Annotated in this window: 14 protein-coding genes; all 14 read right to left on the reverse strand. The window is 45.3% G+C overall.

Features of this window, described 5'->3' with window-relative positions; all coding sequences use genetic code 11:
* Positions 1-7: 7 nt before the first annotated feature.
* The gene (locus J4N44_RS16935; RefSeq protein WP_005440813.1) at positions 8-397 is read right to left on the reverse strand and encodes a F0F1 ATP synthase subunit I; all 390 of its coding nucleotides are present in this window, start codon (positions 395-397) and stop codon (positions 8-10) included.
* 189 nt (positions 398-586) lie between these two features.
* A complete protein-coding gene (locus tag J4N44_RS16940; RefSeq protein WP_009699096.1) occupies positions 587-1,468 on the reverse strand; it encodes a ParB/RepB/Spo0J family partition protein in 882 nt (293 codons plus the stop codon).
* A 23-nt stretch (positions 1,469-1,491) separates the two neighbouring features.
* Positions 1,492-2,265 (reverse strand): ParA family protein, encoded by a 774-nt coding sequence (locus tag J4N44_RS16945; protein ID WP_005451036.1) that lies wholly within the window; start codon positions 2,263-2,265, stop codon positions 1,492-1,494.
* Positions 2,266-2,275: 10 nt separating this feature from the next.
* Positions 2,276-2,911 (reverse strand): 16S rRNA (guanine(527)-N(7))-methyltransferase RsmG, encoded by a 636-nt coding sequence (gene rsmG / locus J4N44_RS16950; RefSeq protein WP_069219018.1) that lies wholly within the window; start codon positions 2,909-2,911, stop codon positions 2,276-2,278.
* Entirely contained in the window at positions 2,911-4,806 is a 1,896-nt protein-coding gene (mnmG, locus tag J4N44_RS16955; RefSeq protein ID WP_005451040.1) for a tRNA uridine-5-carboxymethylaminomethyl(34) synthesis enzyme MnmG, read from the reverse strand. The genes rsmG and mnmG overlap by 1 nt, the downstream gene beginning before the upstream one ends.
* 469 nt (positions 4,807-5,275) lie before the next feature.
* Positions 5,276-5,716, reverse strand: a complete 441-nt coding sequence (gene mioC / locus J4N44_RS16960) for an FMN-binding protein MioC (RefSeq protein ID WP_005451042.1) — start codon at positions 5,714-5,716, stop codon at positions 5,276-5,278.
* 99 nt (positions 5,717-5,815) lie between these two features.
* Positions 5,816-7,177: a tRNA uridine-5-carboxymethylaminomethyl(34) synthesis GTPase MnmE gene (mnmE, locus tag J4N44_RS16965; RefSeq protein WP_005451044.1), complete on the reverse strand. Its 1,362-nt coding sequence runs from the start codon at positions 7,175-7,177 to the stop codon at positions 5,816-5,818.
* A 135-nt stretch (positions 7,178-7,312) separates the two neighbouring features.
* Positions 7,313-8,935 (reverse strand): membrane protein insertase YidC, encoded by a 1,623-nt coding sequence (gene yidC, locus J4N44_RS16970; RefSeq protein WP_005451045.1) that lies wholly within the window; start codon positions 8,933-8,935, stop codon positions 7,313-7,315.
* A 2-nt stretch (positions 8,936-8,937) separates the two neighbouring features.
* Positions 8,938-9,195, reverse strand: a complete 258-nt coding sequence (gene yidD / locus J4N44_RS16975; RefSeq protein WP_005451046.1) for a membrane protein insertion efficiency factor YidD — start codon at positions 9,193-9,195, stop codon at positions 8,938-8,940.
* On the reverse strand, positions 9,162-9,485 hold the full coding sequence (rnpA, locus tag J4N44_RS16980; protein ID WP_009699098.1) for a ribonuclease P protein component: 324 nt from the start codon (positions 9,483-9,485) through the stop codon (positions 9,162-9,164). Before rnpA ends, yidD begins: the two co-directional genes overlap by 34 nt.
* A 46-nt stretch (positions 9,486-9,531) precedes the next feature.
* Positions 9,532-9,666, reverse strand: coding sequence for a 50S ribosomal protein L34 (gene rpmH, locus J4N44_RS16985; protein WP_005378825.1), 135 nt, complete (start codon positions 9,664-9,666; stop codon positions 9,532-9,534).
* 242 nt (positions 9,667-9,908) lie between these two features.
* On the reverse strand, positions 9,909-10,646 hold the full coding sequence (locus J4N44_RS16990; protein WP_005451048.1) for an amino acid ABC transporter ATP-binding protein: 738 nt from the start codon (positions 10,644-10,646) through the stop codon (positions 9,909-9,911).
* On the reverse strand, positions 10,643-11,314 hold the full coding sequence (locus J4N44_RS16995; protein ID WP_005451049.1) for an amino acid ABC transporter permease: 672 nt from the start codon (positions 11,312-11,314) through the stop codon (positions 10,643-10,645). The genes J4N44_RS16990 and J4N44_RS16995 overlap by 4 nt, the downstream gene beginning before the upstream one ends.
* 105 nt (positions 11,315-11,419) lie before the next feature.
* Positions 11,420-12,166, reverse strand: coding sequence for an amino acid ABC transporter substrate-binding protein (locus tag J4N44_RS17000; protein ID WP_005451059.1), 747 nt, complete (start codon positions 12,164-12,166; stop codon positions 11,420-11,422).
* Positions 12,167-12,380: the final 214 nt, after the last annotated feature.

Raw genomic sequence — 12,380 nt, forward strand, 5'->3', positions numbered from 1 at the left:
ACTCATCCTATTTTTTGTTGTTAATGAATAGCACTGGTGCACAGATATTAATACCTAGTACCAGCAAATAGGTTAGTTTGAGGGGAACAAGTTCCACCTGCATATACATGTAGGCTACGTAGAACAACACAACCGTGATGAGGATTTTCAGAACTTCGCCTGTATAGAAAGAAGCCGCGATACGCTTGGCAGCGCGAGCCCCACTAAACATAAAAGCACATAACGCAAAGACAGCATTGGCAACAACAAAAATGCCCCCACCAACCAGCGCTGAAATTCCCCATTCAGGATTCACGGCTATCGCCATTCCTGCAGCCACAAAAATAACCGCGCCAGACTGGATCATTAACAATTGCTTTGCGAGCTCTCGTCCTGGTCTAGCTAACGCAGCTACCATGTATTCGTACCTCTAGTAATATCCACTTTGCACTAAACTCTCTGTGCAGGGAAATTGGCGAAAATTATACGGTGAGAACAATTGAATGCAATTATATTGCATCAAAAACTTACAGTTTTGTTTACAATCCGACAACTTTCACACAAAATTCGATTATTTTGATTAATTGACCTAAATCAATTATCTCATCTAGGCCTCTAGCTTGGCAATCAGTTGATCCAATTTGTGAGGCTCATCAAGACTTATCGTCACTTTCGCTTTGCCGTTTGCAGAACGGACCAAAGAAACCTTAGCATCAAGCAGTTGACTCAATTTATGCGACATTTGCTCTGCTTCGATATCTTCTTGTTGAGCTTTTTGCTCATTCTGTGGGGCTAAGCACTTTTTTACTAACTGTTCGGTTTGGCGAACAGTCATTTGCTTCTTAGCTACTTGTTGCGCCACTTCGACCTGCTGTTCGCCTTCTAACGCTAACAGAGCTCGAGCATGACCCATTTCCAATTTTTTATCTGCAACCAGACCTTTTACATCAATTTCCAACTGATTTAGACGTAATAGGTTACTCACGGTCGTTCTTGATTTTCCGATCACATCGGCCACTTGCTGATGTGTCAGCGTGAATTCATCTTGTAGACGTTCAAGCGCTTGCGCTTCTTCAATCACGTTCAAATCTTCGCGCTGAATGTTTTCAATCAACGCCATCGCTATCGCAGCACGGTCTTCGACCTTTTTCACCAAACAAGGTACACGTTTTAGACCGGCTTGCTTTGCCGCACGCCAACGACGCTCACCAGCGATGATTTCAAACTGACCGCTTGCCACTTGGCGAACCACGATTGGCTGAATAATGCCTTGCGATTGAATCGAAGCGGCTAGTTCTTCTAGCGCTTCTGGAGCCATATCTTTACGCGGTTGGTAAACACCCGGCTGCAATTGACCAATAGCCAAATCAGTCAACTCGCCATCAGCCGACAACGCTTGGCTTTGCGATGCAATGTGCTGTTTTTCACGAGCTAACGAACTGGTCGACAACAACGCATCCAGTCCTTTTCCTAGACCACGCTTAGACATAGGAGGAATTCCTTAGGTTAGAGTTAAACTGGGATTTCTTCGCGGCGGAGCATTTCGCCCGCTAAAGCAAGATACGCTTTGGCGCCAGCTGAGTACTTGTCATAGTACATAGCTGGTTTACCGTGGCTCGGCGCTTCGGCCAAACGCACATTACGTGGGATCACAGTACGGTAAACTTTACTACCAAAGTGTTTTTTAAGTTGATCGGATACTTCATTAGATAGGCGGTTACGTGGGTCGTACATGGTACGCAGTAAACCTTCAATTTTGAGGTTCTCATTAACCACGGCCGCTAACTTGCTGATTGTATCCATAAGAGCAGTTAAACCTTCTAACGCAAAGTATTCACATTGCATCGGCACCAGCACAGAGTCGGCTGCGGCCATTGCGTTGATTGTAAGAAGGTTTAGAGAAGGAGGACAATCAATAAAGATGAAATCATAGTTATCGCGAACTGGCGCAAGGGCGTTTTTGAGACGAACCTCACGCGCGAACACTTCCATCAATTTGATTTCTGCAGCAGTCACGTCACCGTTCGCTGCAATCAGATCGTATTTCCCAGTGGTTTGTGTGCAAACCACTTGATCAAACGGGGTATCTTCAACCAGAAGATCATACGCCGTCGCGTCAACCATGTACTTGTCGACACCACTAGCCATAGTAGCATTGCCTTGAGGGTCGAGATCGATCACCAAAACTTTGCGCTTTGTTGCCGCCATCGAAGCTGCTAAGTTAATGCACGTTGTTGTTTTGCCGACCCCACCTTTCTGGTTGGCGATTGCTACAATTTTACCCACGATTACCTCGCTAATTTTCCTTGCGCGATAAGATTACTAGATGACGATCACCTTCCAACTCAGGAACAGCTAAAGATATGATCTCCGTCACACTACACCATTCAGGAAGCTGATCTATTTCATCTTTAGGGTGTTGTCCTTTCAATGCAAGAAACACCCCTGAATCTTGTTTAGGCAAATGATGACACCATTCCACCATGTCCGTCATTGAAGCAAAAGCTCGACTCAAAACGCCATCAAATTTTTCTTCTGGCTGGAATTCTTCAACGCGACTTTGAATTGGTGTCACATTTTTCAACCCAAGTGCGTGCACAACTTGCTTGAGAAAACGAATGCGCTTACCAAGGCTATCGAGCAAGAAGAACGTCTTTTCAGGGTTCATGATTGCGAGTGGAATGCCAGGTAAACCAGGTCCTGTGCCAACATCGATAAAGCGCTCACCCGGTAAGTGAGTGCTAACGATGATGCTATCAAGGATATGTTTCACTAACATCTCAAGCGGATCACGGACCGACGTCAAGTTGTAAGCTTTGTTCCACTTGTCGAGCAATTCGACGTAACCGACTAACTGCTCGCGTTGCTTTTCAGACACTTCTAAATAGGTTTGTGCGATCAGCTCGTCTAATCTGGTACGTAAAGCGCTCATTATTCTTCCTCACCTTTCTTCAGCAAACCGTGCTTCTTCAGGTGAACAAGCAAAATAGAAATCGCCGCAGGGGTAATGCCCGAGATGCGAGATGCAATACCAATGCTTTCTGGTTTCGCTTCTGTCAGCTTTGCAACGACTTCATTGGAAAGACCTTTCACGTCTTTGTAGTCCAAATCAGCTGGCAACTTAGTGTGCTCATGGCGCAGTGATTTTTCGATCTCTTCTTGTTGACGCTTGATGTAACCATCGTACTTAACCTGAATTTCAACTTGCTCAGCAGCTTGTTGATCTTCCAGTGCCGGAGCAAAAGCTTCGAGCTCGGTCAATTGTGAGTATGAGATCTCTGGGCGACGAAGAAGATCCTCACCACTTGCTTCACGCGCCATTGGCGTTTTCAGCAGCTTGTTTAATTCATCGATACCAATTGAATTTGGATTCATCCAGGTCGACTTTAGGCGTTGGCGCTCAGTTTCCATGTTGTCGATTTTTTCGTTGAAACGCGCCCAACGAACATCATCAATCAAACCAAGTTCACGTGCTTTTTCTGTCAAACGCAAATCGGCGTTATCTTCACGTAGCAACAAACGGTATTCCGCTCGAGACGTGAACATTCGGTACGGTTCTTTGGTACCCATGGTCGACAGATCGTCAATTAGAACACCCATGTAAGCTTGGTCACGACGAGGGCTCCAGCCTTCTTTGCCTTGACTGTGCAAACTTGCATTAAGACCAGCCATTAAACCCTGTGCAGCGGCTTCTTCATAACCTGTTGTACCGTTGATTTGCCCCGCGAAGAACAAACCATTGATGAATTTGGTTTCGTACGTTTGCTTCAAATCACGAGGGTCGAAGAAATCGTATTCAATCGCATAACCAGGACGAACAATGTGTGCGTTTTCAAACCCTTTCATTGAGCGAACGATTTGAACTTGAACGTCAAACGGCAAACTGGTGGAAATACCATTAGGGTATAACTCGTGCGTCGTTAATCCTTCTGGCTCAATAAAGATTTGGTGACTGTTTTTATCCGCAAAGCGCATCACTTTGTCTTCGATAGACGGACAGTAGCGCGGACCGATACCTTCGATCACACCAGCGTACATTGGGCTACGATCAAGGTTATTACGGATCACTTCATGAGTTTGCTCATTGGTGTGAGTGATAAAACATGGGATCTGACGTGGATGGTGCTCTCGTTTCCCCATAAATGAAAATACAGGCGTCGGGTTGTCACCATGCTGCGCTTCTAGCACTGAGAAATCAACGCTTCGAGCATCAATACGCGGTGGCGTACCTGTTTTTAATCGATCAACTCGGAATGGTAGTTCACGCAATCGATCCGCCAATGCTATCGATGGTGGATCACCAGCACGACCACCGGATGAACTTTCCATACCAATGTGGATCTTACCACCAAGGAAAGTACCAACCGTTAATACCACAGCTTTCGCGTGGAATTTCAGCCCCATTTGTGTCACAACGCCAACCACACGATCTTGCTCCACAATCAGATCGTCGACCGATTGCTGGAACAGAGTTAGATTTGGCGCATTTTCTAATGCGTTGCGTACGTATGCTTTGTATAGAGCACGGTCTGCTTGAGCTCGTGTAGCTCGAACCGCTGGACCTTTGGAAGCATTTAGCGTTCGGAATTGAATACCTGCATGGTCAATGGCTTCAGCCATCAGACCGCCCATAGCATCCACTTCTTTTACTAAGTGACCTTTACCGATACCACCAATCGCCGGATTACAAGACATCTGGCCTAATGTATCGATGTTATGGGTAAGGAGAAGGGTTTTTTGTCCTGTGCGTGCAGATGCGAGCGCGGCTTCCGTTCCTGCGTGTCCGCCACCAACAACAATGACGTCAAAGTTTTCGTGATAAAGCATGAACTGACCTCAGGTATTCAAAGGATTTAATGGACAGATAAAAAAGAGCGGTATTTTACCTTTTTTATCTATGAGAGAGAATCGTTTTCTCGCTTTTCACATTTTAGACCTTAAGACTATATATATAAGATCTATATATATGATCTTTTATTGGATCTATTATTAGGATCGCAGGTTTCTGTGGATAACTGGAAAATGATCAACAAGATCATGGATCTTCTTTGGATCAAATCTTGTGATCATGATTTGATCTGATCGAGGATTTCCTGAGATCAAAATCGATGGTTATGCACAGGGCTAAAAAAAGATCTAAGTTGTTATTTGGATAACTAAAGGAAAGTCACTGGATCTTACCTTACTTATCCACAGATGTTTTGGGTATTTTTTGAGCGGTTGAACGGTGTTGGCTGATAGGAGTTATTCACAAAGAGGAAAAACAGAGCCGTAATTCGGCTCTGTGAAAGGGGGATTAAGCAGAAAAACGTGCGAGGTTCTCGTTTAACCAAGCTTCTGCTGCGTCTTCAGGTACATCATGGTTAAGCACGTCTATTTTCAAGCAATCTGCTAAAGGTGTTGCACCAATATCTTCTAGTAGGTCATATGCATGCTGACCTGCTGCACAGAATGTATCGTAGCTTGAATCACCAATTGCGATGACGGCGAACTTCACATCCGCCATTTTTGGTGGCGTATTTTGCAGTGCGTTGATGAAAGGTTGGATATTGTCTGGATATTCACCTGCACCGTGAGTTGAAGTGATAACTAACCAAGTGCCTCGATTCTCGATCGACGACAACTCTGGTTGATTGTGGATCGTTGTTTCCAATCCGTTCTCATTGAGTAGATCACTTAGGTGATCACCAACGTATTCCGCACCACCGAGAGTACTGCCTGTAATAATGTGGATCATGTGTCTTCCTTTATAAGTCATACCAACGACAAGTTGCAGTTGTTCGTCAGTACAAAAAGAAACGCGGTGTTAAGCTTATGCCTGACACCGCGCGTTTTACTATTTACCGATACAGAATGAGGAGAAGATTCGTCCAAGGAGGTCATCGGAACTGAACTCTCCGGTAATCTCGTTCAAGTGTTGCTGAGTGATACGCAATTCTTCTGCCAAAATCTCGCCAGCCATGAAGCCTTCAAGCTGTTCTTGACCTATTTGTAGGTGCTGAGCTGCACGTTCTAATGCATCGAGATGGCGACGACGAGCCATAAAGCCGCCTTCCGTATTGCCTGAGAAGCCCATACATTCTTTTAAATGGGTGCGTAAAGCATCCACACCTGCGCCTGTTTTTGCCGAAAGACGAATTAACGTTGGATCATTCACATGGCAGATCCCCATTTCTTCACCGGTTTGATCCGCTTTGTTACGGATCACCGTCATTCCAATATTGTTTGGTAGGCGATCAACGAAATCCGGCCATATGTCTTTTGGATCCGTGGCGTCAGTCGTGGTGCCATCTACCATGAAGAGCACACGGTCCGCTTGGGCTATTTCGTCCCATGCTCGCTCGATACCGATTTTCTCAACCTCATCTGAAGCATCACGCAGACCGGCAGTATCAATAATGTGTAGAGGCATACCATCAATGTGAATGTGTTCACGCAGTACATCACGTGTTGTACCGGCAATATCAGTCACAATTGCAGACTCTTTGCCTGACAGAGCATTCAGAAGGCTAGATTTACCCGCATTAGGACGACCTGCAATCACGACTTTCATACCTTCACGCATGATGGCGCCTTGGTTTGCTTCTTTACGCACTGCATCTAGGTTATCGATGATGGCTTGAAGATCGGCTGATACTTTTCCATCGGCAAGAAAGTCTATTTCTTCTTCAGGGAAATCGATCGCTGCTTCAACGTAAATTCGTAGGTGAATCAACGACTCCACCAGCGTTTGAATACGTTGTGAGAACTGACCCTGCAGCGATTGCAATGCTGATTTTGCCGCTTCTTCTGAGCTTGCATCGATCAAGTCTGCGATCGCTTCAGCTTGCGTTAAGTCCATCTTATCATTCAAGAATGCACGTTCTGAGAATTCGCCAGGACGGGCTGCACGAACACCATCAATGCCCAGAATACGTTTAATTAGCATGTCCATTACAACAGGACCGCCGTGACCTTGAAGTTCTAGAACGTCTTCGCCAGTGAACGAATGTGGGTTAGGGAAGTACAGTGCAATGCCTTGGTCTAGCACGGTGCCATCTTCCGCTTGGAATGGCAGATACTCTGCGTAGCGAGGCTTTAGCGTTTTACCTGTGACTTCTAGTGCCACTTGATTGGCCTTAGGGCCTGAAACACGAATAATGCCGACACCACCACGACCGGGTGCGGTAGCCTGAGCGACAATCGTATCTGTAGTCATAATCTTGCCTTTTGAGCTGGGCTATAGGGTTTTACAGACCTAGGGAGCCAGAACCAATTAGTTAGCTGAATTGTAATCAGCCAAAAACAAAAAGGCGACCTTTTGGCCGCCTTTCTTATGCTTTTCTATAAAGGTTTACTTAGTGTGTAAGCCTTTTTTCTCCAGCGCTTTGTAAATCAAAGTCTGCTGGATCAGCGTAACGATGTTCGACACCAACCAGTATAGAACTAGACCTGATGGGAAGAACAAGAAGAAGAAGGTAAACATAACCGGCATAAAGGTCATGATCTTCTGCTGCATTGGATCCGTTACTGTTGTTGGGCTCATCTTCTGGATTAGGAACATTGACGCACCCATCAGTAGCGGCAGGATGTAGTAAGGGTCCTGTGCTGAAAGGTCGTGAATCCAACCAAAGAATGGTGAGTGACGTAGCTCAACCGATTCCATTAGTGCCCAGTATAGAGCGATGAAGATAGGCATCTGTAGGATAAGAGGTAGACAGCCGCCCAGAGGGTTCACTTTCTCTTTCTTATACAGTTCCATCATCTCTTGGCTCATGCGCTGACGGTCATCACCGATGCGCTCACGCATAGCTTGCAGCTTAGGCTGTAGCATACGCATTTTCGCCATAGACGTGTATTGCGCTTTCGTTAGTGGGTACATTGCACCACGAACGATGAAGGTCAAACAGATGATTGCTACACCCCAGTTACCCACGAAGCTTTGGATGAAAGCAAGCAGTGAGTGAAGTGGTTTAGCGATGAACCATAGCCAGCCGTAGTCCACTACTAGGTCTAGGTTTGGTGCTACTGCAGCCATTTCTTTTTGCAGTTTAGGACCAACCCAAAGCGTTGCTTCAAACTTCGCTTGATCACCCGTCGCGATAGTTTTGTTTGGCATACGTACGCCGATATCACCTAGATTACCAATCACGCGAGTGTACAGGTTAGTACCTGGTTCGTTACGTGGGATCCAAGCTGCAGCGAAGTAGTGTTGGATCATTGCTGCCCAACCTTGACCATCTGCTAGGTTGAGAGACAAGTTGCGATCCTGCATGTCTTCAAAGCTGTATTTTTTGTAACGAACGTCTTCTGTTGAGTAAGCACCGCCACGGTAAGTTGGCATTGTGATGCTACCACCAGCGTCCATTAGGTTTTGACGCAAGTGAGCGTACATACCAAATGTTGCGTTGTTACCAGAGTTGTTCACTACATCGTATTCCACGTTCAGCGCGTAGCTGCCACGTTTCAGTACGTACGTTTTAATGTATTCGATACCGTTTGCAGTGAACGTCATTGGAACGCGTAGTTCGTCTTGACCGTCAGCCAGTTTGAAGCTGTCTGCACTTACGTTGTAGTGAGGACGGTTAGTGCTGCTTAGGTCGATACCTTGAGGACCCACTAGACCGCTTTGCGCGATGAACTGGTGACCTTTAGTGTCTTTTAGCAGAACGAATGGATCTGATGAATCAAGTTCAGCAGAGTATTTGTTAAGGTCGGCATGTACCACATCGCCACCAACGGTGTCGATCGACAGAGTTAAAACATCAGTCGTTACTGTGATAGTTTTTGCAGAAGCTTGCTGTTGACCTGGAACTGGGTCTAGCTCATCAGCAAAAGATGGTGCAGGTAGAGTACTGCTTGATTGAGCCTGTTCAACTGCTTGAGGTGCTGGGTTCTTTGCTACTTGCCACTGTTGAAACAGCAAGAAAGAAACCAGTGCCAGAGCAATGAGCAGGATATTACGTTGAGAATCCATCGTTAGTTATCTCTGTCTTGTTTTTGGACTGGTGGAACGGGGTCATACCCCCCTTCATTCAAAGGGTGGCATTTTAATAGACGTTTGCCTGATAACCAACATCCTTTTACAAAACCGTGAGCTCTCAAAGCTTCTAGCGCGTAAGTGGAACAAGTTGGTGTGAACCGGCAGCGAGGACCAATCAGAGGGCTGATAAACCAGCGATAAAGATTAACGAGCCCAATGGCTATCCACGTGAAGGGCGAGACAGGCGATGCCATAGCTTATCAAACAACTTAAATAATTCCTCATTGCTTAAATCTTGCGCGCTTTTCTTCGCGATCACAACAAAATCTTTATTTGGAAGCTGATGTTGATTGTTACGAAAGCTTTCACGAGCCAAACGTTTAAAACGGTTACGACCGACAGCAGTTTTGATTTGCTTTTTCGGAACAGCTAAACCTAATCGTGGGTGAGAAAGTTTGTTATTGCGAGCAATGATGGTGAAATGAGGCGAGCCAGCTCGATGAGCTTGCTGGAAGACGTTTTGATAATGCTCGGGAGTTAACAAGCGTAACTCCCGATTAAACGCGTACGTGTTCAAAATAAACTAGCGATTATTTTGATAGGCGCGCACGGCCTTTTGCACGACGTGCGTTGATAACTTTACGACCGTTCTTAGTTGCCATGCGTGCACGGAAGCCGTGAGTACGCTTGCGCTTTAGAACTGTAGGTTGAAAAGTGCGTTTCATGATAATTACCTTTACTGATCAGTAGTTTTAGGTTCTTGTTAAACCCGGCGTGGGCATTTTGCTTTCTTTATATAAAGAAGCTCTTTATTAAAGAAGAACAACCGACGCCTCTCAACAAAGAGGCGGAATTGTAATCACACTCACATAATGTGTCAATGACTCATGAGTACGAAATTCCGACCGGGCGATTATACGTAGTGTGAGTCAAATCTCAAGGATCGATTGATCTTGATGCTTGATCTTTACTCTATTCCCACTTGGTTAAGGAATTTTTTCAAACGAGGATCTTGTGGATTATCGAAGATATCTTGTGGAGAACCTTGTTCAACAATGTTGCCTTCAGCCATAAAGATCACTCTGTCAGCGACTTCTTTGGCAAATTGCATCTCGTGCGTTACCACCAGCATGGTTTGGTGTTGATTCGCTAACTTCTTCATTAATGAGAGAACTTCTCCGACCCACTCAGGATCCAGAGCTGATGTTGGTTCATCAAAAAGCAGCAATTCGGGTTGCAGTGCCATCGCTCTACCGATACCCACACGTTGTTGTTGTCCACCTGAGAGCGCCGCTGGATAACTTTCACCTTTGTCCCCAAGACCAATGTCATCCAGAATCTGTTGAGCACGTTTTAACGCGTCATCTTTCTTCCATCCTCGAACAGTAATCAAACCCTCTGCGATGTTCTGACGCGCATTCATATGAGCAAATAGGGCATAGTTTTGAAAGACAAACCCAGTACGGCGACGTAGAGCAAGCACTTCTGCTTTGGTGTGTTTTTGTGTGTCGACCGAAATGTCATCGATGGTAATGCGACCTTCGTCTGCTTGCTCTAAGAAGTTTACGGTACGTAGAAGTGTCGACTTGCCAGTACCGCTTGAGCCGATAATAACGATGATCTCACCTTGTTTGATGTCGAGATCAATGCCTTTTAGAACTTCAGTATCGCCAAAACGTTTGTGAATGTTTTCTAGTTTGATCATCGTACGTACGCCTTATTCAATTTCGCTTCTGCCCAAATCTGTACTCGAGTCAGGATAACCACCACGCCCCAGTAAATCAGAGCGACAGCAAGGAACGCTTCAAAGAAACGGAAGCTAGACGAAGCTTCCATCTGCGCTTTGGCCATGATTTCTGCAACACCAAGTGTGAAGGCGAGGGATGTCGACTTAATCATATCGATGAAGTAGTTCATCAATGAAGGCAGTGCGACACGTGTTGCCTGCGGTAAAATCACACGGCGCATCGCTTGTGTGGTTGTCATACCGACCGACAAGCTTGCTTCCATTTGGCTGCGATCAATGCCAATGATGGCTGCACGAATGCTCTCTGCCATATAAGCGGCAAAGTGCAGCGTTAAACCAATTACCGCAGCAGAAAAGGCATCGATTCCCACCATAAATGGGAAGATTTGCGGTAAGCCGTAGTAGAGCAGAAACAGTTGTACTAAAAGCGGAGTACCACGGAAGAAGCTGATATAAAGTTGGCTCAATTGGTCGAGAACTGGCAGCTTAAATACGCGAATGTTCGCTAAAATGACGGATAGAATTAAAGAAAAGACCAATCCCCATGTGGCCATTTCCATGGTCGTGCCAAGATACTTGAGCAGTATCGGTAGCAGCTCCAGCATGTAATTAAAATCAAATCCCATACGACTTACCTTGAGAAAAGAAAAGGTGGAATACGAAGTTCCACCTTGTCATTGAGTTAAAAAAGGACGCGAGATAAAGCCCTGCGTCCTAAAAGAAGAGAAGTTTTACTTCGTGATGTCGGCACCAAACCATTTCACTGAAATCTTCTCTACTGTTCCGTCTGCGCGCATTTCTGCAAGTGCTTTATTCACTTCCGCTTGTAGCTTACGACCCTTTTCGTTATCCACGAATGGCCAAGCGTTTTGAATCGTTTCAAATGGTTCACCTGCCAGTTGAAGCGGTAGACCCGTTTTCTTAATCAGCTCTAGGGCAGACAAACGATCCATGATGAAAGCATCCGCACGACCTAGTGCCACATCGTGTTCAATACCTGTATCGTAAGTCTTAATGTTGATCTTGCCATCTTTGTCGTAATCACGTAGCAACTGTTCAAAGTTAGAGCCTAGGTTAACAGCAACGGTTTTGCCTGCGAGATCTTCGACACCTTGGATGCTATCGTTGCCTTTACGTACGGTAATTTGCGCACCGTCTACTACGTATGGGTCAGCAAATAGGTATTTTGCTTTACGCGCATCTGTCATCGTGATTTGGTTCGAGATGGTATCAATACGACCTGTTTCGAGTAGGCCAAACAAACCAGAAAAGTTCGCTGTTACGTATTCGATCTTGTAATCATTACGCTTACCGATCTCATCCCACATATCCACTTCAAAACCTTGTAGCTTATCTTGCTTCACGAAAGTGAATGGGAAGTAGCGACCAGACATACCAACTTTGACTTCAGTTGCTGCTTGAACGGTGGCGGCAGATAAAGCGATGGCTGCAACGGCAACCTTAATCCAGTTTTTCATAATACATCTCCATAATTTTATGGTTGGAAATACTACTGTCAGTTAGCTCAATTAAAGAAATAACCAAGTGCAATAACCTAGACCTCAGAGTAATAAGATCTTATTTGGTATAGATAGTAGCCAAGATATAGGGATAAATGATGAAAAAACGATCGAAAGAAGCATGAGTGACGATCGAAATAAGCCGATGAATGAAAATTCATACACAGAGTTA

The organism is Vibrio sp. SCSIO 43155, from assembly GCF_023716605.1.
Taxonomy (GTDB): domain Bacteria; phylum Pseudomonadota; class Gammaproteobacteria; order Enterobacterales; family Vibrionaceae; genus Vibrio; species Vibrio harveyi.